At 37.6% G+C, this 21440-nt stretch carries 21 protein-coding genes; 14 read left to right on the top strand and 7 right to left on the bottom strand.

Features of this window, described 5'->3' with window-relative positions; genetic code table 11:
- Positions 1 to 259: 259 nt before the first annotated feature.
- The 7 genes from hmpA to AB7942_RS17930 all read left to right on the top strand — a co-directional run bounded on the left by hmpA (position 260) and on the right by AB7942_RS17930 (position 6937).
- Positions 260 to 1474 carry an NO-inducible flavohemoprotein gene (hmpA, locus tag AB7942_RS17960; protein ID WP_369447926.1) on the top strand — a complete coding sequence of 405 codons (1215 nt, stop codon included), beginning with the start codon at positions 260 to 262 and terminating at the stop codon, positions 1472 to 1474.
- A 189-nt stretch (positions 1475 to 1663) separates the two neighbouring features.
- A complete protein-coding gene (locus AB7942_RS17955) occupies positions 1664 to 2272 on the top strand; it encodes a DedA family protein (protein WP_369447925.1) in 609 nt (202 codons plus the stop codon).
- A gap of 188 nt (positions 2273 to 2460) precedes the next feature.
- Complete coding sequence (locus tag AB7942_RS17950; protein ID WP_369447924.1) at positions 2461 to 3234, top strand: SGNH/GDSL hydrolase family protein; 774 nt, start codon at positions 2461 to 2463, stop codon at positions 3232 to 3234.
- Positions 3235 to 3247: 13 nt separating this feature from the next.
- Positions 3248 to 4162, top strand: coding sequence for an ABC transporter ATP-binding protein (locus AB7942_RS17945; RefSeq protein ID WP_369447923.1), 915 nt, complete (start codon positions 3248 to 3250; stop codon positions 4160 to 4162).
- On the top strand, positions 4155 to 5135 hold the full coding sequence (locus AB7942_RS17940) for an ABC transporter permease (protein ID WP_369447922.1): 981 nt from the start codon (positions 4155 to 4157) through the stop codon (positions 5133 to 5135). The genes AB7942_RS17945 and AB7942_RS17940 overlap by 8 nt, the downstream gene beginning before the upstream one ends.
- A gap of 296 nt (positions 5136 to 5431) precedes the next feature.
- Positions 5432 to 5800 (top strand): VOC family protein, encoded by a 369-nt coding sequence (locus AB7942_RS17935; RefSeq protein ID WP_214712832.1) that lies wholly within the window; start codon positions 5432 to 5434, stop codon positions 5798 to 5800.
- A gap of 573 nt (positions 5801 to 6373) precedes the next feature.
- On the top strand, positions 6374 to 6937 hold the full coding sequence (locus AB7942_RS17930) for a hypothetical protein (protein WP_369447921.1): 564 nt from the start codon (positions 6374 to 6376) through the stop codon (positions 6935 to 6937).
- Between the two features lie 385 nt (positions 6938 to 7322).
- Here the strand turns inward: AB7942_RS17930 and AB7942_RS17925 are convergent, their stop codons facing one another.
- A complete protein-coding gene (locus AB7942_RS17925) occupies positions 7323 to 7538 on the bottom strand; it encodes a twin-arginine translocase TatA/TatE family subunit (protein ID WP_098934029.1) in 216 nt (71 codons plus the stop codon).
- 133 nt (positions 7539 to 7671) lie between these two features.
- Complete coding sequence (locus AB7942_RS17920; protein WP_483310884.1) at positions 7672 to 8760, bottom strand: M42 family metallopeptidase; 1089 nt, start codon at positions 8758 to 8760, stop codon at positions 7672 to 7674.
- 178 nt (positions 8761 to 8938) lie between these two features.
- On the opposite strand from AB7942_RS17920, the gene AB7942_RS17915 reads away from it, so the two are divergent.
- On the top strand, positions 8939 to 9250 hold the full coding sequence (locus AB7942_RS17915; RefSeq protein WP_369447919.1) for a hypothetical protein: 312 nt from the start codon (positions 8939 to 8941) through the stop codon (positions 9248 to 9250).
- Positions 9251 to 9286: 36 nt separating this feature from the next.
- Here the strand turns inward: AB7942_RS17915 and corA are convergent, their stop codons facing one another.
- Positions 9287 to 10237 carry a magnesium/cobalt transporter CorA gene (gene corA, locus AB7942_RS17910; RefSeq protein WP_369447918.1) on the bottom strand — a complete coding sequence of 317 codons (951 nt, stop codon included), beginning with the start codon at positions 10235 to 10237 and terminating at the stop codon, positions 9287 to 9289.
- A gap of 197 nt (positions 10238 to 10434) precedes the next feature.
- Entirely contained in the window at positions 10435 to 11565 is a 1131-nt protein-coding gene (locus tag AB7942_RS17905) for a TIGR04053 family radical SAM/SPASM domain-containing protein (RefSeq protein ID WP_369447917.1), read from the bottom strand.
- A 413-nt stretch (positions 11566 to 11978) separates the two neighbouring features.
- Between AB7942_RS17905 and AB7942_RS17900 the strand changes: the two genes are divergently transcribed.
- Positions 11979 to 12752: a C40 family peptidase gene (locus tag AB7942_RS17900; protein ID WP_369447916.1), complete on the top strand. Its 774-nt coding sequence runs from the start codon at positions 11979 to 11981 to the stop codon at positions 12750 to 12752.
- A 111-nt stretch (positions 12753 to 12863) separates the two neighbouring features.
- Entirely contained in the window at positions 12864 to 13493 is a 630-nt protein-coding gene (locus tag AB7942_RS17895) for a TVP38/TMEM64 family protein (RefSeq protein WP_369447915.1), read from the top strand.
- Here the strand turns inward: AB7942_RS17895 and AB7942_RS17890 are convergent.
- Complete coding sequence (locus AB7942_RS17890; RefSeq protein WP_369447914.1) at positions 13490 to 13840, bottom strand: hypothetical protein; 351 nt, start codon at positions 13838 to 13840, stop codon at positions 13490 to 13492. The genes AB7942_RS17895 and AB7942_RS17890 overlap by 4 nt on opposite strands.
- Before the next feature lie 574 nt (positions 13841 to 14414).
- Between AB7942_RS17890 and trhA the strand changes: the two genes are divergently transcribed.
- The gene (gene trhA / locus AB7942_RS17885) at positions 14415 to 15065 is read left to right on the top strand and encodes a PAQR family membrane homeostasis protein TrhA (RefSeq protein WP_088086830.1); all 651 of its coding nucleotides are present in this window, start codon (positions 14415 to 14417) and stop codon (positions 15063 to 15065) included.
- Between the two features lie 88 nt (positions 15066 to 15153).
- Here the strand turns inward: trhA and AB7942_RS17880 are convergent, their stop codons facing one another.
- A complete protein-coding gene (locus AB7942_RS17880; protein WP_369447938.1) occupies positions 15154 to 16524 on the bottom strand; it encodes an MFS transporter in 1371 nt (456 codons plus the stop codon).
- A 151-nt stretch (positions 16525 to 16675) separates the two neighbouring features.
- Here AB7942_RS17880 and AB7942_RS17875 point away from each other — a divergent pair, with 151 nt between their 5' ends.
- From AB7942_RS17875 to AB7942_RS17865, 3 genes are all read left to right on the top strand, one after another.
- On the top strand, positions 16676 to 17689 hold the full coding sequence (locus AB7942_RS17875; protein WP_369447913.1) for an XdhC family protein: 1014 nt from the start codon (positions 16676 to 16678) through the stop codon (positions 17687 to 17689).
- Between the two features lie 193 nt (positions 17690 to 17882).
- Positions 17883 to 18716, top strand: coding sequence for an FAD binding domain-containing protein (locus tag AB7942_RS17870; protein WP_369447912.1), 834 nt, complete (start codon positions 17883 to 17885; stop codon positions 18714 to 18716).
- Positions 18717 to 18777: 61 nt separating this feature from the next.
- Positions 18778 to 19209, top strand: a complete 432-nt coding sequence (locus tag AB7942_RS17865; protein ID WP_369447937.1) for a (2Fe-2S)-binding protein — start codon at positions 18778 to 18780, stop codon at positions 19207 to 19209.
- 39 nt (positions 19210 to 19248) lie between these two features.
- Here AB7942_RS17865 and AB7942_RS17860 read toward each other — a convergent pair whose 3' ends face one another.
- The gene (locus AB7942_RS17860; protein ID WP_369447911.1) at positions 19249 to 21336 is read right to left on the bottom strand and encodes a peptidoglycan D,D-transpeptidase FtsI family protein; all 2088 of its coding nucleotides are present in this window, start codon (positions 21334 to 21336) and stop codon (positions 19249 to 19251) included.
- Between the last annotated feature and the right edge of the window lie 104 nt (positions 21337 to 21440).

The following is a 21440-nucleotide window of genomic DNA, read 5'->3' as shown; positions in this document are numbered from 1 at the left end:
ATTACTCATTACACATGTCAGTTTTATTCCCTTTGTTTTGATAACTAGATTCAACATTACAAGAAGGAATATTAACCAACAAGTTATATTTGTCATGTTAAAATATGAAAACTTTGTGAAGTTTTTATGAGAGAAACACCAAAAAGGACCTAGTTCGAATTATTCAATAATAGTAGTCTGTGATTTAAATCACTTATTTTGTGCGTCAAATATCATATAATCACTATGGAAACAGTGAAATATATAGGGAGTGTTGAAAATGTTAGATCAAAAAACGATAGAAATAATCAAATCAACTGTACCTGTTCTAGAAAAACATGGGGAAACAATTACAACTCGATTTTACCAATTGATGTTTGGCAACCATCCTGAATTATTAAATATATTTAATCATGCTAATCAAAAACAAGGCAGACAGCAAAAAGCATTGGCTGGAACGGTATATGCCGCTGCCATGTATATCGATAATCTGGAAGCTATTCTTCCAGTAGTGAAACAAATTGCACAAAAACATAGAAGCCTTGGCATCTTACCTGAACATTACCCGATTGTCGGAAAACATCTACTGCTAGCGATTAAGGATGTATTAGGTGATGCAGCAACAGACGAGATTATTGACGCCTGGGCCCAAGCGTATAATGTAATTGCAGATGTTTTTATCAGTGTAGAAGCAGAATTATATGATGAAACTGAAAATCAACATGGTGGTTGGAAGGGATTTCGTAACTTTATTGTTGACCGTAAAGTAGTTGAGAGTGAAGTGATCACCTCGTTTTACTTAAAACCAGAAGACAACAAAGGAATTGCCGATTTTACCCCTGGCCAGTATATTAGTATCAAGTTAGAAATAGCAGGTGAAAAGTTCACACATATTCGTCAATACAGTCTCTCAGATGCCCCAGGTAAAGACTATTACCGAATTAGTGTTAAACGCGAAACTGGAACTGAAAATCCAGACGGAATGGTGTCCAATTACTTACATAACGGAGTGAACCGAGGAGATATTTTAAAAGTAAGTGCTCCTGCAGGGGATTTTGTTCTTGATACTAATAAGAATACTCCTGTTGTGTTACTTAGTGGGGGTGTTGGTTTAACACCAATGATGAGTATGTTAAAAACAATCGTTGAGTTCCAGCCAGAACGTAAGGTAACATTTGTCCATGCGGCTGCAAATGGGAATGTACATGCTCTAAGGGACGAAGTAGAAGAGGTATCTATACTTGAAAACGTAAATTCCTTTTTCTTTTACGATTCACCGACAGAAGAGGATCGTAAGAATAATCGCTTTGATGTTGAAGGCCATGTAACCCGTGATTGGCTGAAAGAAAAAATCACTACCAAGGACGCCGATTTTTATTTCTGTGGACCCGTTCCATTTATGAAAGCTATTAACCGTTCATTAAAAGAATTAGGGGTAAATCAAGAAAGAATTCACTTTGAATTTTTTGGTCCTATGGGGAATTTAGAAGAATAACAGAGAAACAAGCCGATTTCTAATATAGAGGTCGGCTTGTTTTGTAGTGAACTTACGAACAGCCTTTCTTAAAAATATAATTTGAATCTATAAGTCGATAACTATATTAGAGAAGTTTGGATAAAATACCAATAAGAATTAATGCCATATCAATGCCAAATATCCCTTTTAGGAAAGGAGCAAACATTATTGCATTTTTTAACGACAATCATAAACGAGTACGGGTATCTTGTTCTTTTTCTTTCCATTACACTAGGTATATTTGCACTTCCGATTCCGATGGAAGCAATGTTGGCATATGCAGGATTTTTATCCTTTCTTGGAAAGCTTAATTGGTTTGGAAGTATACTCGCTTCTGCAGCTGGTTGTACGCTAGGTATGTTGCTTTCCTATTGGGTAGGCTGTAAGCTTGGGATGCATTTTTTTGAAAAGCATGGGAAGCGGCTACATTTAGAGCCAGATCGTTTGAATTCAATTTCAAACTGGTTAAAAAAATATGGCAACAAACTATTAATCATTGCCTTATTTATTCCAGTCTTTAGACATTTTATCGGTTATTTTTCTGGGGTCACTCGTTTACCAATTAGGATTTATACCTTGTATACAGGGCTTGGGTCAGCGATTTGGGTTTCGAGTTTTATCTCTTTAGGAAAAATACTTGGTCCTCAATGGGAAGTTTTTTTTGAAATCATAAGGAAATATTTAATTTTAACCAGCGTGGTTCTTCTCATCTTAATTATAGTTATTTACTTGATTAGGAAATTGAGGAATGTAGTAATAGAAACAGGGACGAAATAGGAGAACAAATAGAAATCAAAGGAATCCTCTCAACGGTTCCTTTGATTTTTATTTAGGGAAAATAGTTGTAGAAGTTAACAATTTTTGAACTTTATCTATTTTATACGATATATGGTCCTTGAAAGTTTGATTCATATCTCAACTATGATTAAATTAAAAAGAGAAATGGCCAGAAAGGATGTTATTTAATGAATAAAAATGTCATACGTTCGATCACGGGCATAGCTGTATTATTTTGCCTCCTCTGGCTGATCGGGCTTGGCTGGGCGGTAGAGGAATTTTATGCTGGAAAACCAGAAAAGGTTCCAGTAGCAAAAACCGTTTCCAAGGTGGAAAATAAAAAAGGGTTAACCATCGTGGCGTTAGGTGATTCGTTAACTCGAGGAACAGGCGATGAAACCGGAAAAGGATATGTGGGTGTCTTGATTGATGAAATCAAGGGAAAAACAAAGCGTACTGTACAGCTTACCAACCTTGGTATCAATGGACAAAGATCTGGATCTCTAAGGAAGCAAGTACAGGAAACAGAAGTAGGGCGCCAAATTCAAAAAGCTGATATTGTCCTAGTGACGATTGGCGGAAACGACTTGTTCCGCGGGGGGCAAGGCTTAAGCGATTTTAAACCTGAAGATATTGCAGCGATTGAGAAGAAATACCTGGATAATTTGAAGTTTGTTTTTGAGAAAATACGTAAAAACAATCCAAATGCCAATGTGTTTTTCATTGGTTTGTATAATCCATTTATTGAATTAGAGCAGGGAAAAGAGATGTCGAAAGTGGTCCGCCACTGGAATTACGACAGTGCAGAAGTCAGTGCCTCTTTTCCAAAAATCGTGTTTGTACCAACCTTCGACTTGTTTGAGTTAAAGGTGAATGACTACTTATATGCTGACAAGTTTCATCCAAATTCAAAAGGGTATCGTTTAATTGCCGAACGGGTAGCTTCATTGCTTACCTGGTAAGGAGAGGAATTCGATGGAGAAAAACATTACACTATCTGTAAAAAATCTTAAAAAAGTAATTGGAAAAAAGGAAATTATCAAGGGATTGACTTTCGATTTACGGGAAGGAGAGGTATTTGGCTTCTTAGGCCCAAATGGAGCAGGGAAAACAACGACGATCCGCATGCTCGTTGGATTAATCAAACCCACATCCGGCAGCATTCACATTTGTGGCGCGAATATAGAAGAGAATTTTCAAGAAGCAATGACCAATCTTGGTTGTATTGTCGAGAATCCCGAATTATATCCCTATCTTTCCGGGTATAATAACCTCCTTCATTTTGCCAGAATGCTCGAAGAAATTGGAGAACAACGAATCAAAGAGGTAACTGAACTTGTTGGTTTAACTGAAAGAATTCATGATAAGGTAAAAACCTATTCTTTAGGAATGAGACAGCGTCTTGGGATTGCTCAAGCCTTATTAGGGAGACCAAAAGTGCTGATTCTTGATGAGCCAACTAATGGGTTGGATCCAGCAGGAATCCGTGAAATGCGACAATTTATCCGATTTCTTGCGGAGGAGGAAGGCTTAAGCGTCTTAGTTTCCAGTCATTTGCTAAGCGAAATTCAACTTTTATGTGACCGTGTCGCGATTATTTCAAAAGGGACGATTATACGAACGGATACTGTCCATCAACTGCTGGCAAATCGCGAAAGAGTCGTTTGGCATGTTCATCCGCTTGAGAAGGGAAAGGAAGTATTAAGTTCGTTAACAAAAATTGATGTAACAGAAGATGGTAGTATTTTGACAGAATTTAATGAACAAAAGATACCCCTTTGGAATAAGCAGCTGGTTGAAGCAGGCATTGCTGTGACTGAAATGAATCGAAAAATGCCAGTCCTGGAAGATTTATTCCTCGAACTAACGGGGGGTGACACGATTGAATAAATTGATTCAAAATGAAATGATGAAACTGATTGCCAAGAAGCGGCTTATTGTTATTGCCATCATTATTGGCGTCCTTGTCATGTTATTTACATATGCACAATATAAACAAGTTCAAACACAACGAGAAAAATTGGGAACCAGTGATTGGCGAACAATTTTACAACAGCAAATTGTTGATACGACCAATCGTTTGAGCAGCAGTCGGATTACTGATGAATGGAAGAAACAGCTGCAAATATCCCTGCAACAGCAACAATATTATCTGAATCATGATATTAATCCTTCTGAGCCTGGTGCACCAACGTTTATGAGGATTTTCTTAGAAAACTCGATTGATCTCTTTATTCCATTAATGGTCATGGTCATTGCCAGTGATTTGGTTTCATCCGAGCACAGTTTAGGATCAATTAAACTGCTATTGACGAGGCCGGTCAAACGATGGAAGGTACTCTTAAGTAAATATTTAACGCTTTGCTTAGCCATTTCTTTAATTATTGCGATCGCAGGAATCCTTTCTTATTTGATTTCTGGTTTGGTGTTTGGGTACAAAGGCTGGGGTGCACCCATTTTAACAGGCTTTAATGTGACCGAAACAGGCTTAAATACTTCAGAAGTCAAACTTATGGGGCAATGGAAATTTTTATTAATGGACTTTGGACTGGTCTGGTTTGTCTCTATTGTCGTCGGTACCTTATCCTTTATGCTGTCGGTTTTGATTCGCAGTACGGCTGCCGGCATGGGTGTCATGCTTGCCTCTTTAATCTCAGGAGCTATATTAACGAACATGGTATCCTCCTGGGAATCTGCCAAGTACTTTTTTATGGTTAATTTACGGTTAACCGATTATATGAAAGGAACAGCACCTCCGATTGAAGGCATGGATCTTTCATTTTCCATCCAAATCCTTTTTGTGTGGTGGGCAGTTGCCTTATTCGTTTCATTTTTTGTCTTTACTAGGAGAGATGTCTATTAGAGAAAGCTATTTCCGTGTTTGCGGGAATAGCTTTTTTATTGGGTGCGTTAAAGGTCATAGTTGATTTTTATAGCCAAGTTGATTGGAGCGGAAGGCGCGAAGACTCCTGCGGGAGGACGGGGCAGGGGAGACCCCGGAGGCACTTAGCGCCGAGGAGGCTCCACGGACCGCCCGCGCCTGGAGTGGAAATCAACAGCCCAGTTTAACCGATTAAAATTAAAAAAGTTCCAACTTGAAAGAATATTATAAAATTAATAAAATATTAGAGAGGATAATTGACAAATGGAGGAGTGTCTATGTCATTTGCAATAAAAAAGATCGATCATATTCAACTTGCTGGCCCAAAGGGCTGTGAAGAAACCGCGAGGGAATTTTTCAATGGAATTCTGGGATTAATTGAAGTTGAAAAGCCAGCAGAATTAAAGAAACGCGGCGGGGTTTGGTTTGAATTTGGGACCTTTCAACTTCACATTGGGGTAGAGGAACCATTTTCACCAGCTAAAAAAGCACATCCTGCATTAGTGGTAGAAAATATCGAGGAATTAAAAGGTCATCTACGTGAAAAGGGAGTTTTGTATACAGAGGACGATCTACTTCCAGGGGCGAGCAGAATTCATGTACATGATCCGTTTGGCAATCGACTTGAATTATTAGAATGGCTCTAGAAATTACGTTGAGATATAAATACAGCCCCACTCCAGAAATTTGGAATGGGGCTGTATGCCTTAAATTGGGGGATTGAAGGCATAATTACTTAGGGATTATTCTATTCAATTTCCAGCAGGGGGAGGGTACCCCAGCCGGAAGGAAATAAGCATAAATAATGGTTAGGTTTACTGACTGGCGCTTGTTGCAAGGCCACTTGTGCAGTCGGGGCCAGGGCAGATTTATCATCCTTCATGAATAATGAGCAGTCCCCGATACTAAAAACATTTTTCGTGTCCTTAACGCGAAGATTAGAGTCGACAGCGAGTTTGCCTTTTTCAATTGGTAACCCCCATTTTTGAACATTTCACATGAGGATTATAAAAAAATAGAGCGAATGCTCTTGCTGTCTTGTGAATTATTTCACATATATTCTCTGTTTTTAGAATACAATAATACAAATAGAATCTCAAGTGTTTTATAACTAAATATTTGTCAAAATGGTAAATTTTTTTTGACGAACTGGGAATGATAATTCCGTACCATTAAAAAAGGTTTATTTTACTAATTAAAAGAATAGGAAGGAGATAATTATGAAGTTTAAAATGTTACTTTTATCATTAGGATTAATATTGTCTGTGCAGGGAGTGGCTGCAGCAAACCAGACGGTGCCTGACACCAATAATGGAGAGCAAAGGGAAAAAGCACCTTGTAATTGTAAAGAGGGCAGAGAGCATCATATGATGCATAAAGATTGGCAAGCAAAGATGGCGGAAAGAGAGAAAATGCTTCTATCATGGGTAGACCAGTATACTCCAGATAAAAAAGGCGAGTGGACAACCGTCCTTGCGGAAAAGAAAACACTAAGTAACCAATGGATGAGTCCTGAAAATGCTGAAAAACGTGAGCAATGGAAAAAAGAAAAAATGGCGAAAATAGAAGAACTAAAAAAACAATTTGATGCAGGTAAGTTAACAAAAGAGGAATTTATAAAACAGGCACATGGCGGAAAAGAAATGTCACATTGGAGGACATTCCATGAATTAAGGAAAGCCGTTGAAAAGAAAGACAACAAACAGGCCGTGTTACTTCTAAATCAACTGTTAGATCAAACAAAACAGCATAATCAAAAAATCAAAGAATTACTGAAAAAGTAATGAGCTTCTATCGAAAAACTAATTCAGAGGGATTAGTTTTTTCTTTGTTTAAACAGTTCAATCTTCAATTATTCAACCTATTCATGATGACAAGATGTCAATAATTACTGCTGTTAAAATAACTTAATAAAGGGAATATTTAAGAATGATTAATTCCGAGGAGGTTTGAAATGAGAAAGAAAAATTTAATGATGACCACCGTTGCACTAGGTGCTGCATATTTACTTCGTAATCCAAAATCCAGGCAAAAATTAATGAATCAATTTCAAGCATTTACTAAAAAATAATGAAAAAACATCCCCTCAATCCGATGATGGGGATGTTTTTTGGATGTTTTTAATGATGAAAGAAATTACCTATGATTGACGACAATAAGTCATAAAACTTATTTTTTTAAACTAATTGTTTCTTGTTTAGTCTCTTTGATTTCCTCTTTTATCTCTTCCTTTATATCGTCAGCAATTCCGTCAGTCGCTCTTTTAAATTCGCGAATCGATCTGCCAAAAGCACGGCCAACTTCAGGAAGTTTGTTTGGACCGAAGACGACTAATGCTACGATTAAAATCAAAATTAATCCGGGTACTCCAATATTAGAAAACATATTTTCATCTCCTAGTGATGAATGCTAGTTAAACCATTTTCTATTATACCTTTTTATCATTAATTGTACAAAATCTAAATGGAATCGTAAAAAAACCGGTGGACCCACCACCAGCTTTAATAGTCCTATCTGATTAAATTAAATCTGATTGAATGTAATGATACAGTAGTTTGGACGTGTAATCAATGGAAGATTTGTGCGTGCGCTCGAATGCATGTGATGAATCGATGCCAGGTCCGATTAGACCATGGACAATATCATGACCAGAGCGGATCGCTGCTGAGGCATCTGAGCCATAAAAAGGATAGATATCTAATTTGTATTGGATATTGTTTTCTTCTGCTAGTCGAACTAAGTTTTTTCTCAACTCATAATGATAGGGTCCACTTGCATCCTTCACACAGATCGAAACAGTATACTCATCTGTCGATTGTCCGTCGCCCATTGCTCCCATATCGACCGCTAAATATTCCACCGTTTCAGGCGTGATATTTGAGTTTCCACCATATCCGATTTCCTCATTGTTAGAAATTAAGAAATGGGTTGTATATGGCAGGGTAATATTTTCAGTCTTAATTTGCTTTATTAATTGCAGGAGAATGGCCACACTTGCTTTATCGTCCAAATGGCGGGATTTAATGTAGCCGCCTGGAGTTACCTCTACACGTGGGTCAAATGAAACAAAATCACCGACCTCAATTCCCAATGCACGAACATCCTCAGCAGTATGTACTTTCTCGTCAATTCTAATTTCGATATTTTCCTGATTTCGCTCAGCTTTTCCAGCATCTTTATAAACATGGACTGATGTTTGGTGCATTAAAATGGTTCCAGTATATTTTTTGCTGCTGCTGGTTTCGATTTGGCAATATTCTCCTTCAATCGAGTTATATTTAAAACCGCCAATTAAGTCAATTTTCAAGCGACCATTTGACTTTACTTCCTTTACCATCGCACCGAGAGTATCCACATGTGCCGTAAGCATGCGGTGCTTACTTGAATCAATACCCTCAATTGTGGCAATTAAACCGCCTTTACGATTTCTATAGGTTTTAATTTGTAACTCAGCAAGATATTTTTCAACAAAGGTAATCACTTCATTTGTGTTTCCGGATGGGCTTGGAATGGATACCAAGTCAGTGATTAATTTTAACGTTTCTTGTGGATTTATAGTAGGCAAAGCAAATACCCCTTTCTGTTTTCTTTCTCTAATATTATACATAATTACGAAAATGATGTGTCTTGATACGATTATTATCAACTTTTCCTTAGGTGATGCATAGGTTAACAAGTATTAAATTTTTTTTAAATAGGAATAAAAAATGACGGTATGGGCATGAATGGAACTATTCTAACTATTTAAAAAACTAATTGAATAATCCCAATGGGAGGAGAAAAAGTTGACCAGAGCCGAATTATACCACTCTAAACCTAAGCAATCATCCTTTAAGGGTCTATTTTTTTTCATATTAGCTTGTATTGTATTAACCGCCGGTTTTTTTGGTTTTCGTTATTTCTATCAAGACACAATTCGAATTGAAGCACCAATTGAAAATCCGGGACCAAAGGTGGTTATCCATCTTCCAAACGGACAAAAGGTCTATACGTATGAGAATCTAATTTTTGAAAAGGATGGGAAAACCTATTATAAGGGTGAGCGCAACACGATTGATTTAACAGGGGGAACTGTTGACTTTGAAGAGTGGAAATAAGTAGAAGTCAAGAAAGACTAGCAGCAGCTAGTCTTTTTACTTAAACCAACCTTTTTTCTTAAACCAGAGCGACATGCCGATCGCTACGAGAATCATCAGCCCAATGGTTGCGAAATATCCATATTTCCATGTCAACTCAGGCATATAATGAAAGTTCATTCCATATAGACCTGCAATAAAGGTGAGCGGCATGAAAATCGTGGTAATAACGGTAAGGACCTTCATTACATGATTTGTTTGGTGTGAATTTATCGAAATATAACTATCCCTGATGTCCGTGGTAAGTTCACGGTTTGCCTCAATCATCTCTGTTAATTTAAGCAAATGGTCATGAATATCAGAATAGTATTCCCTTTTCCCCTGAATCGAAGTCATTCGCTGTGAATTTAAGACCCTATATATAAGATCGCGCATCGGTGTAATGGTATGCCTCAATGATAGAAGATGGTGCCTTGTATCAAACAAATCTTCAAGCAATGCCTCCATGGATCTTCCTTTTGAATTCTCATCAATTTCATTTAACCGATCCTCAATTAGATAGACAAGAGGGAAATAATTATCGACCATTTTATCAAGAACAAGGTACAAAATATGGGATGGCTCCCACTCTTCAACGTTGGTTGATAAAGTAAGTCGCTTCCAAACCTCCTCAATTTCAGATGAAAAGTTATGATGAAAAGTAATTATGTAGTCTTTGCTAAGAAAGAAATCAATTTCTTCCCTTGTAAGCATCTGTTGATTTAGTGCTTGCGTAACCAAAAAAGTGTAATCTTCATAATAATCCAGCTTTGGTCGCTGTAAAGTATGGACACAATCCTCAATAGCTAGTGGATGAAAGGAGAGAGGGGTCCTTAGAAATTCAATTTCTTCGGTGGTTGGCTGCCCAAAATCAATCCAGTACCATAGAAAATCTCCTCTTATCAGTTCCTCAATTGAAAGGTCTGGTTTCAATTGGTTAGTTTGGGATATGGCAATTGTTCTAATCATGTTAACTCCTTAGTTCATTCGATTATCATTCCATAAATAGATTATTATGTATAACCTAATCATAACTTTTAATGTTCAATTTTCAAAATTATATAAGGAGTTTCCCTGACTTTATTGTCCATTTCGAAAATGAGAGATTTAATGGACTATAAAGAGGCATTCTAATAGCAGAATACCTCTTTACTAATTAATAATGGTTATACGATTGGTGAAGTTTCTTTATTCCGCATCGATTGTGGTATATAAACACAGAACGGTTCACTTTCCAGATAATCGCCTGTTACGGCATAAGTTCGTGAGCGGGAACCGCCGCACATTTTGTTGTATTCACAAACGCCGCATTTGCCTTTGTAGTTATCAGGTTGACGTAGTTCTTTAAATACTTTTGACTCACGATAAATTTCTGCAAGCGGGGTATCACGGATGTTTCCACCGACAATAGGAAGTAATCCACTTGGCATAACATCTCCAATATGGGAGACAAAGGCGAAGCCGTTGCCATCATTTACGCCTTTTGGCGCACGCTTCAAGCCATCATGCATGGAAGCAAAATCAGTTGTAATCGAGTCTTCGTAATGAATTTCACCTTTTTCAATTAACTGGTCGCGCGTTTTTTGCTGTAAAACAACCCTGCGGTAATGTTGAGCTGCGGTAGTTTTAATATCATATGGTGCAGTTTTGCTTAATTCATACAACCAACGAAACACCTTTTCATGGTCAGCAGGAGAAATACATGCGTCCATTTGACCTCTGCCAGTTGGGACAAGTAGGAAGATGTACCACATAACAGCGCCTAGCTCGCCAACTAGTTTTGCCATTTGTTCAAGCGAGTCATAATTATAACGAGAGATTACTGTATTGATTTGGAGCGGCATGTCTAATTCAATTAAGTATTTAATTTTTTCAACGGTTAAATAAAATGATCCAGGGGTCCCGCGGAAATGATCATGAATCTCGGGTGTTGGGCCGTCTAAACTAAAGCCCCAGCGTGAGAGTCCGACACCTTTGAACTGTTTCATTTTTTCTTTTGTTACATTCGCTGTGGCACTAGGTGTCATCGACACTCGCATCCCTTTTTTAATTGCATAATCAGCAAGTTCATAAAGATCTTCTCTCATCATACAATCCCCGCCTGTAAAAACGAGCATTGGATTATCCATCTCATAAATTTGATCAATTAAATTGATTCCTTCTTTATGTGAAAGTTCCCGTGGGTCTGGAGTAAGCTGTGCATCAGCACGACAGTGAATGCACTTAAGCTGACAGGCTCTCGTTACTTCCCAAATAACGATAAATGGATTTTTATCATAATCTATTACATTTCTCATTCCATGAGGGTGCCCCATAGCATGTGGATGTCCTTTTCCTATTCCTTGCATCATCATCACCCAAATTCATTAATATTTATAAAAACTATAGGTTTATTATAGGTTTATCAACCCACAGTGCATGGGAGTATTGTTACAATATTTCTACATCCTAGTGAGAATTATGTGATATCTATAAAAATCATAAACTTCTTTTGTATTACATTTATGTTACAAAAACATTAATAAATAATGTAAGATTCCATGAAAAACATGATATATAGTGAATAGTTACATAGTTGTGTTTGTTATATTTACGGTTTTCTTTGCTAGAATTGGATTTTTTTACCTTGTAAGCCATATCCTTGGGGTTTATTCCATCCTTAATGTTTGTTTATGATGTATGTACACAAACGAATTGAAGGGATGCTACGATGAAAAAACAACTATTATCATTCGCAGCAACGGCGGGAATCCTGTTTTCTACATTTGTTGGTTCTGCTAGTGCACATGAAAACATTTATAATGTCCAATCCGGGGATACACTTTGGAAGATTTCACAAGCAAACAAAGTCTCAGTCTCTGACTTGAAAACTTGGAATCACCTAACAAGTGATAATCTCTATGTAAATCAGAAGCTATCATTATTAGCACCACACAGCCACGAACTAGTTGCACCTACCTATACGGTCCAAAAAGGGGACACACTTTACCTTATTTCAGTACGATTCAAACTTTCCATTGCCCAGCTTAAATCACTGAATCACCTCACATCAGATACGATCTATGTAGGACAAGTCTTAAAGATAAATGCGGGTGGTACATCAAATCCAGTACCTGCACCAACTGTATCAAAGGCGCAACTGGCGATAGATGAGGCCAAAAAATACATTGGAACACCTTATTTATGGGGTGGCAATACGCCGTCAGGTTTTGATTGCAGCGGTTTGACAAGTTATGTATTTAATAAAGTTGGAGTAACCATTCCACGAACGTCAGCAACACAATGGTCTGGACTGAAAGCTGTCAGCAGCCCAAATCCCGGTGATCTAGTATTCTTTGAAACATATGCTCCAGGTCCTACGCATGTAGGGATTTATATAGGAAACAACCAATTCATTCAAGCGGGATCAAAAGGTGTATCGATTGCAGATATGACCAATTCCTACTGGAAACCAAGGTACCTTGGTGCAAGGACTGCATTTTAATAGATAAGTAGAAAGGTCTTTCAACATTGAAAGGCTCTTTTTATTTTTTCAAAATTAAAAATATAGTATGATAAGGCTAATCAAAAAAATTGAAGTGAATGGAGTTGTCGGATGTTTAAAAGAATTTTAAGTATAGGGATATTGCTAGTAATCATTGCGATTGGTTTTTTTCAAAAAGATGAATTACTGCATCTTGTTAAACAAGGCGGAGCCTTATCGATTGTTATTAGTATGTTATTAGTGTCGATTTGTGTCTTTTTTCCTGTCATCCCGTTTCCAGTTTTAGCAGGAATGATCGGAGCCGTATTTGGAACGGCCCAAGGGATGCTTGTATCCTTAACGGGGGCCATGGCTGGGACAATGGCTTTCTTCTTCTTATCCAGGTATGGTTTTCGCGATTTTGCCCAGGATAAACTGATGAAATATCCAAAAGTTCAGGAATACGATGAGTTTTTAAACAGAAATTCCTTTGTAGCGATATTAACCTGTCGATTAATTCCTATCATTCCAGCACCGGTTGTCAATACCATTTGTGGGTTAAGTCATGTGAGATGGCTAACATTTTTTACTGCCTCCATAATCGGGAAAGTTCCAAATATCCTGCTTTTGTCGTATGCAGGTGCTTCATTTAGTAACAACAAGCTTTATTCTTTCGGACTTTACGGCGCCTATATGGTCATCATTATCCTGATTAACTTTGTTATTGTTTATCGAAAGCAAGCAAAGAATTCTCTTGATTAAACAACTTCTTGAATATTTAAATCATTTTGTTCCTCAACAGAGATTAGTTCCTTAAAGAAGCTTTTTAAAATAAGCCATTTAGCTGGATAGCTGTAAATAAATTCTTCGATCACCTGTGAGGAGTAATACAAAAAACAATCGATAGAAACTTTTTCTTTTTTTAAATCGTATAAAAGTGCATGTGGAATGGTGTAATAGTCATTCAACTGGTAGGGGTTGAACTTTACTACTTGAATTTTTTGGTCGTGGATCATTTTTTTTAGGGATTGTTCTTGAACTGAAATACTTTCTTCCTTAGTTAGGCCATTTAAACAAATACGATCATTGATAAAATAAATTCCCTTCATAAACAACACCTCATCTATTTTCTTGATTGGTATTGTTATTGACAGGGTTTAGGAGAAGTATACTTATCCAGGTGTGGAAATTTCTATAAAAAAATTACCCGGCCATGGGGCCGGGTATTCAAACTAATCTATATTTTAAGGGGGCGGAGGTTTAAGGTTCTTCCGTGAACCTATTTAAATCTTAATGGATAATTATTAATAAATTATGAACGAAAGATTAATAGTTTAAGAAAAGATAAGGAGAGTAAATGAAAGATTTCCATTTTTGTGCGACATGCAGGCATTTTAAAGCAGAAAAAAAGCCAGAGGGGATGCACTACTTTTGTAGTCGTTTAGGCTTTGAGACAAAAACGAACTACAAATTTAATTGCTGGTGTCCGAGAGAAAGTATTAAGAAAATAATCGATAATGTTAATAAGGTTAGAAAGGAAAGTGATACTTAACGATAAGTTTCACTTTTTTTAGTTTTTGTAGATGACAAATGTCCATTGTCCTTCTTTGATAATCATGTTATTTTCATGAATATCATTTCTATTTAATTGAATCGCGCTTTACTTGAAAGGAGGAAATTCTATTGGCAGCTACACATACTTTTTCAAAAAAAGAGGAACTAGCTAATTCCATCACACACGGAGTGGGGGCCCTATTAAGCATTTCTGCCTTAGTTATTTTAATTGTATATGCATCCCTATATGGAACGGTGTGGCATGTGGTTAGCTTCACGATCTTTGGAGTAACAATGTTTATACTTTATATGTCATCTACCTTGCTTCATAGTTTTCCTGAAGGAAAGGCAAAGGACATTTTTGAAATTTTTGACCATTCGTCTATTTACTTTTTTATTGCCGGGACCTACACACCATTTTTATTAATCGTAATCAAAGGAACACTAGGTTGGTCACTTTTTGGAATCGTTTGGGGACTTGCGATTGCGGGTACCGTCTTTAAATGCTTTTTTGTGAAAAAGTACCTTTTTTCATCAACGGCGCTTTATGTGGTCATGGGCTGGTTAATTGTCTTCGCATGGAAACCATTAGTGAATAATCTATCTCTGGAAGGGATGACCTATTTAGCTATTGGGGGCGCACTGTATACACTCGGAGCCATTTTCTATGTTTGGCGTGGGTTTAAATATCACCACGCAGTCTGGCACCTATTTGTATTAGCAGCCAGTGTTGCTCACTTTTTTTGTGTGTTGTTTTATGTATTGCCGATTCATTCTTAAGTTGTTCATGAGGACAGAAATCAGAATCAAAGAGCGAAATTTGTCCTCATGGAGCGTTCATGAGGACAGAAATTCGAATAGTGTGTGATTAAACATGCCGCATTTTTCTATAGTTAAATGTCTCCCGAGAAAACCATAGGCTCATTAAAAAGCTAATGATGCCCGTGAACAGTAAAACTTCCCCGATGATTTTCATATTTTCCGCAGTGACTTCTTTCCCAAAGATTAATCCTAAAATGATTGAGGATAAAATAGAGCCCAAATATCGGCAGGTTTGAAATAAGCCGGATGTTGTCCCAATAATCTCTTTTGGACTCTCCTTAACCATGGCCACTTGGAGAACAACATTTCCAATTCCATAGCTTAACCCCATGATTGATAAAATAATACCGATACCCAAATAGGAAGTATTTACAAAAAACAGGATAAAAGCTAGTGCACCAATAATCGATATAAAAGAGCCAACCATAATCGGCAGGTTTACACCGGCCCGGTCGATCCATTTTCCCGTTACAGATGAAATAATAATGCTAATTCCAGACATAAATAACATTAACAAGCCACTCATTTCCACGCTTAAACCCAATCCTTCTTGAAAATAACTGGGCAGCCCGAAAAATAAACAATAAAAAAAGATATTCAAAAAGATGAACTGGATGTACACCATTGAAAGCTTTGGATGTGTTTTAAAAATACGAATATCAATAAATGGCTCCTTGACTCTTAACTCCCTCAGAACAAATAAACCGAAAAAGATAATTCCAACAAACCCCGACAGATAATGAATTTTTCCTTCAAAAGATAACAAAAACCATAAAAAGAATACCATTCCTGCAGCGAAGTACCCGATTCCTAGAAAATCCAAGTTGGAGAATAATTTTTTCATGTGAGCCTTATCTTGTTTGATGTCCTTAGGAAACATATACCACCCCAGCAGAAAACTGAGGATAATAAAGGGGAAATTCACCCAGAAGATGGCAGGCCAATTGCCCCAAACAATTAAGAAACCTCCAATGGTAGGCCCTAGTGCTACCATTGCCGAAGCGAAAATTGATAATACGGCAAGGGCTGAGGCCTGTCTTTCTTTGATATGGTCTCGAATTAACGACATCCCTGCTGGATAAATGGCACTACTCCCAATCGATTGAAACAGTCTCATGACAAGTAAAATGAGAAAGGTATGTGACATAGGTGCACCAAACGCTGACAAGGCAACTAAAATGAGTCCCGTTAAAAAGGTTTTTTTTCGCCCAAAAATATCACCAATTTTTCCTGTAACCGGCTGTGCCACTGCACTTGCTAAATAAAAGCTGGATATCAACCACGAAACGGTTGTAAAGGAAAGCTGAAAATCCTTCTGTATACTGTGTAATGCTAAGGCGATCATTGATGAATTCAGAGGATTTAACATCGTTCCAGAGGCGACAGCTGTTAAAAATAATGCACGATTTTTTTTCATGTCTTCATCCTTTGCTGGATTTAGAATCAGTTTATTTTTTGCAATATATTTATTTCTATGAGTGGCACATTGAAAATTTATCATTCTAGGAATAGCCTCCAAACTAATATAAATAAGATAGGAATTTTTGAGAATGAAGTGGAGGAGTCTTATGGATGATATTTATCCGATTTTAGAAGTCATTGATCAACCAGGCCAAAAGGTATTAGCAACCATTGTTCGTGTTCAAGGTTCAGCATATAAAAGAGAAGGTTCTTCCATGCTTTTTTGTGAAGATGGGAAGCAATTTGGCATGTTAACTGCAGGTTGTTTGGAAACAGATTTGACCATTAAAGCTCAAGAGGTTTTCATCAAGCAAGAAGCAAAAATGTTCCATTATAATTTGGCAGATGAAAACGATATGAGTTGGGGTCAAGGGAATGGCTGCAATGGAACAATTGATATTTTATTAGAGCCAGTCTCTGAAAAATTAACAGAGGATTTCTTTGTTGTAAAAAGATCCTTAGATAACTGTAAACCTGTAATTATGTTAAAAAAACTCGATGAATTGGGGGAGTATCTGTTTATTGAGGAGGAAGGGGATCCGTTTGGCAATTGGTCAGGGGATATTCCTAAAATTGCCTTTACATCTAAAAGTGGAATCATACCTGGAACTGATTCCCTTTATCAACATACGTATCAACCTAGGCCAAGGCTCATAGTCTTCGGGGCAGGACCAGACGCAAAACCGCTTGTTCACCTTGCCGCGGAAACAGGATTTTTAGTTACTGTATGCGATTGGCGGGAAGAGTTTTGTCAAAAAAAATATTTTCCCAAAGCTGAGCAGCTCCTTTTGGGCTTTCCTAAAAAGCTTTTGAAGCAAATTTCCTTTTCTCCCTATGATTATGTGGTCATCATGACGCATCATTATGAGAGGGATCAAGAAATATTAAAGGAGGTACGCAATGAGCATATAAAGTACTTAGGCGTACTAGGGCCGCGGGAAAGAACCAAAAGGCTGCTTAAAAATGAAAATGTCCCAACCTGGATTTATTCACCTATGGGTAAGAATATTGGAGCAAAGGGTCCTGAGGAAATCGCTGTTAGTATCGTTGCTCAATTGATTGAGGTGTGGAGAAAGCCAGTCCATGAAAGAGTGCAACTTCTATGGACCATTCCCGAGTAAGTGGAATTGTTCCTCAGTAGGTATTAACAGTGTTATAAGCCATAATAAGTTGGATTTACTCAGTATAAAATCCACTTAATCATGGTGGAGGGATGAAATTGCATATTATTGGGAAAAGTGTCATTCGCAAAGAGGCGCTTGATAAGGTATCTGAAAAGAAGTTGATTTGGAAAGCAAAGGAGGCGCAAAAATAATGCTTCCCATTGATTTTGATTATTATAAGCCGGCCTCATTGAAAGAAGCAGTCGATTTACATCAGTATTTAGATCAGCAAGGCAAGCAGCCGATGTTCTTTTCTGGAGGAACCGAATTAATTACACTTGGAAGAATAGATTTAGCCTATACCGAAGCAGTTATTGATATCAAGGATCTCCCCGAATGTAATGTAATGCAGGTTAGTGGGGAACAATTGCTGCTTGGCAGTACCCTCTCACTTACAAAAATAGAAGAAGCAAATCTTTTCCCATTATTAACGAAAACTGCCAGTCAAGTCGCTGATCATACGGCTCGAGGGAAGATTTCTTTAGGAGGGAATATCTGTGCTCGGATTTTTTACCGGGAAGCTGTTTTGCCATTTTTACTTTCGGATAGCCAAGTTCTAATTGTCGGTCCAGAAGGAAAAAAGATGGTGCCAATCAATGAGATATTTTTAGAAAAGCTTCAACTTAAAAAAGGGGAATTTCTCGTTCAATTAGCAACAGAAACACGGTTTATCAAAGCACCGTTCTTTAGTTTCAAGCGTCGTCAGCAGTGGGATACTGGCTACCCGTTGATCACCGTAGCGGCATTAAAAATAGGTCAGGAAGTACGTGTTGCAATCAGTGGCTTTTGCCCTTTTCCCTTTCGGTCAAAAGAACTGGAAGCTTCGTTAAATAAAAGAGATCTGCCAGCAGCTTCAAGGATTGATGAGGGGGTTTCCAAATTACCAAAGCCTATTTTAGATGATGTAGAAGGGTCAGCAAAATATAGGCTATTTGTTTTGCGGAATCTATTGATGGATGTGTTAGCAGTGTTGGATGGAACATGAAGTTAGATTGATAAAATAAAAAAAGGGAAGGGAGAGTAACTTGAAATCTCACACAATTACGATGAATATAAATGGAGAAATTCGAAGTGTAACCGTTCGTTCTGCCGATACACTTTTATATGCGATCCGGAATAAACTTGGCTTGACAGGTGCAAAACCGGGCTGTTTAAACGGAGACTGCGGCGCATGTACAGTGAATGTAGAAGGGTGGCCGATGAAATCATGTTTAATGCTTGCCGTTGAAGCGGTTGGAAAGAAAGTAATAACTATTGAAGGGTTGGATAATACCCCCATCCAGCAGGCTTTTGTGGAAAACTTTGCTTTTCAATGCGGCTACTGCACCCCCGGCTTTATTATGAATTGCCATTCGTTAATACGAAAGCATCCAGAAGCAGGTGATCAAATAATTAAAGAATGGCTGGAGTCGAATATCTGCCGATGTACCGGCTATGCAGAAATTGAAAGTGCATTGAAATCAGTGCTCAAGAAGTAATGACAAAAGGGGAATGATCTAACGAAAAAGGATGCCATTTTATGGCACCCTCGTCCATGATTTATTTTTTTTCATCTCAAAGTAGGTGTCCAATACTCGGCGGCCAATTTTCAGGTTTGCTCGGTTGTCTTTCTTTCCCTGATATGCCCATGGAACAATAACAGCCATGGCGATTTCTGGATTCGAACTAGGGGCGTAGCTAACCAAGCTTAGGTTCATTACGGGAGGAGGTTCCTTACCAAACCTATATCTCTCCGGCCCGTCATAAAAGGCTTCAGCTGTGCCTGTTTTACCAGCAGGTGAGTAGGGTGCAGTGCTGAAGTACTTATAGGCCGTACCGCCACGTTCTTGCATGACCTTTTTAAAACCTAATCGGACACGGTACATCCAATCTGGATTCACATCAATCGTGTTTAAGACGGTTGGAGAGATTTCTTGTACAACAGGACCTAGTTCATCTTTCCCTTCCTTTGGTTCAAGCATTTGTTTGACCACATGTGGCTGCATTCGATATCCACCATTCGCAATTGTTGAAACATATTGTACCAACTGCATGGCGGAATAGGTATCATATTGTCCAATCACAAGGTCAAGCAAATATCCGGGCAAGTGGCTCTGACCTTTAAATCCGGTTTGTTCATTTGGTAAATCAATTCCAGTTCTTGATCCGAGACCAAACGAAGCAAATGAGTTTCTAATCGTGTCAAAAGCCTTCGCGTTAATATTTAAGGGTTTATCATATTCATAATGCCCTTTTCCAATTCTAATTGCCGTATGAAACATATAAACGTTAGAAGATAATTTTAGGGCATTAATTTCGTTTAACTTTCCTAAGTAGGCATACGATTTTTTGAGAGGAGTAGCTTGAATTTTTAAACCTTTATCATCAAAAACAGTTCCGGGGCCAATTACACCTGTTTTATAACCAGTCAAAATCGTGGCACCCTTGACAGTCGAACCCACGTTATACGTGGTGGTAAAGGTCCCGAGGGCATCATCTTCCATTTCAATTCTGCCAGTTTGTTTGTTTCTGTCAATTTTTTTACCTGACATGGCTAAAACTTCACCTGTTTTTGGATTCATTAAGACAACATAGGCACGGTCAGTGAAAAAAGTACCAGGATATCTTTTAGCTGCCCAAAGCTCCTCCTCTATGATCTGATCAACTTTCATTTGCAAATCCATATCAATGCTTAAGACAAGGTCTTTTCCCTTTTTTCCTTTTGATAAGGGATGATTTTCAATTATATTGCCTGTTTTATCCGTTACATTTTTTAATTTTGATTTATAGCCGTGAAGAACATCTTCATACTGCCATTCAAGTTGGCTTTTGCCAACACGATCATTACGGCTGTAATCCCGAGCCAAGAAATATTCCAATTGTTCAGCTGGCAGCCCTTCATCTGATTTGGTGACTTTTCCTAACACAGACTTTAAGGTCCGGTCAAACGCATAGGACCTCTCCCAGTCGGTAGTAGTATCCACTCCGGGAAGGGATTGAAGATTTTCGCTCACAACGGCCAATTCTTTAGGGGTAACTCCTTCATTTTTAATAATTTGTGTTGTAAATTTGTACCCACTATTGAACTCTTTAAAAAGTGCAAGTACCTCAAGTCTATCTTTATTTATTTCCTTTAATTCTTCAGGTGTTATTCGCTCTAATTTTAACTGATAAATATCCCAGTCTGTTAATTTTTTTGCATAATATAATTCCATTTCATTCTTTGTGATTTTGGCATTAGCACGCTCAGGATTATTCATAATCCAGAAATCAAGTTTATCCCTTTCGGTGACCTTATCTGTTTTTTTATTGATTAGTTTTGCTAATTTTTCAGCGGTTTCAAGCATTTGTTGTTTACTATATCCCTCGTTCGTGTAACTGATCGCATTCTTTGGTACATTATCAACGATGATTCTGTAATCCCGATCAAGTATTTTTCCTCTTGGGACAGGATTACTGACCGTTACATCTTCTTTTCTTTCTAAATCCCTTTTAAAATTTTCACCATACACGATTTGCACAAAGCCAAGCCGCAGGATTAAAACAGAAAATAGTAAAAAAACACTAAAAAAAATGATATTTAACCGAAAGGGGAAGTGAGACTTCTTCTTTTTCTGTTTATCCAAATTGCCTGCACATCCTTTTTACAGAACAAAAATGTTTACATATATATCCTACCCATTTGTAAATAATGGTATGAAAATTGTTCTAATTCTTTAACTGATGGGAT

Source organism: Neobacillus sp. BF23-41 (assembly GCF_041106275.1).
Note: the sequence above shows the minus strand (reverse complement) of the source record. Positions and strands in the feature narration are given on the sequence as shown.

What these genes read in the sequence shown, in the direction of transcription:
- hmpA (WP_369447926.1), top strand. Translation starts at nt 260, where the DNA reads ATGTTAGATCAAAAAACGATAGAAATAATCAAATCAACTGTACCTGTT.
- AB7942_RS17950 (WP_369447924.1), top strand. Translation starts at nt 2,461, where the DNA reads ATGAATAAAAATGTCATACGTTCGATCACGGGCATAGCTGTATTATTT.
- AB7942_RS17945 (WP_369447923.1), top strand. Translation starts at nt 3,248, where the DNA reads ATGGAGAAAAACATTACACTATCTGTAAAAAATCTTAAAAAAGTAATT.
- AB7942_RS17935 (WP_214712832.1), top strand. Translation starts at nt 5,432, where the DNA reads ATGTCATTTGCAATAAAAAAGATCGATCATATTCAACTTGCTGGCCCA.
- AB7942_RS17930 (WP_369447921.1), top strand. Translation starts at nt 6,374, where the DNA reads ATGAAGTTTAAAATGTTACTTTTATCATTAGGATTAATATTGTCTGTG.
- AB7942_RS17925 (WP_098934029.1), bottom strand. Translation starts at nt 7,538, where the DNA reads ATGTTTTCTAATATTGGAGTACCCGGATTAATTTTGATTTTAATCGTA.
- AB7942_RS17920 (WP_483310884.1), bottom strand. Translation starts at nt 8,760, where the DNA reads ATGTATAATATTAGAGAAAGAAAACAGAAAGGGGTATTTGCTTTGCCT.
- corA (WP_369447918.1), bottom strand. Translation starts at nt 10,237, where the DNA reads ATGATTAGAACAATTGCCATATCCCAAACTAACCAATTGAAACCAGAC.
- AB7942_RS17905 (WP_369447917.1), bottom strand. Translation starts at nt 11,565, where the DNA reads ATGAGAAATGTAATAGATTATGATAAAAATCCATTTATCGTTATTTGG.
- AB7942_RS17900 (WP_369447916.1), top strand. Translation starts at nt 11,979, where the DNA reads ATGAAAAAACAACTATTATCATTCGCAGCAACGGCGGGAATCCTGTTT.
- AB7942_RS17895 (WP_369447915.1), top strand. Translation starts at nt 12,864, where the DNA reads ATGTTTAAAAGAATTTTAAGTATAGGGATATTGCTAGTAATCATTGCG.
- AB7942_RS17890 (WP_369447914.1), bottom strand. Translation starts at nt 13,840, where the DNA reads ATGAAGGGAATTTATTTTATCAATGATCGTATTTGTTTAAATGGCCTA.
- AB7942_RS17880 (WP_369447938.1), bottom strand. Translation starts at nt 16,524, where the DNA reads ATGAAAAAAAATCGTGCATTATTTTTAACAGCTGTCGCCTCTGGAACG.
- AB7942_RS17875 (WP_369447913.1), top strand. Translation starts at nt 16,676, where the DNA reads ATGGATGATATTTATCCGATTTTAGAAGTCATTGATCAACCAGGCCAA.
- AB7942_RS17870 (WP_369447912.1), top strand. Translation starts at nt 17,883, where the DNA reads ATGCTTCCCATTGATTTTGATTATTATAAGCCGGCCTCATTGAAAGAA.
- AB7942_RS17865 (WP_369447937.1), top strand. Translation starts at nt 18,778, where the DNA reads ATGAATATAAATGGAGAAATTCGAAGTGTAACCGTTCGTTCTGCCGAT.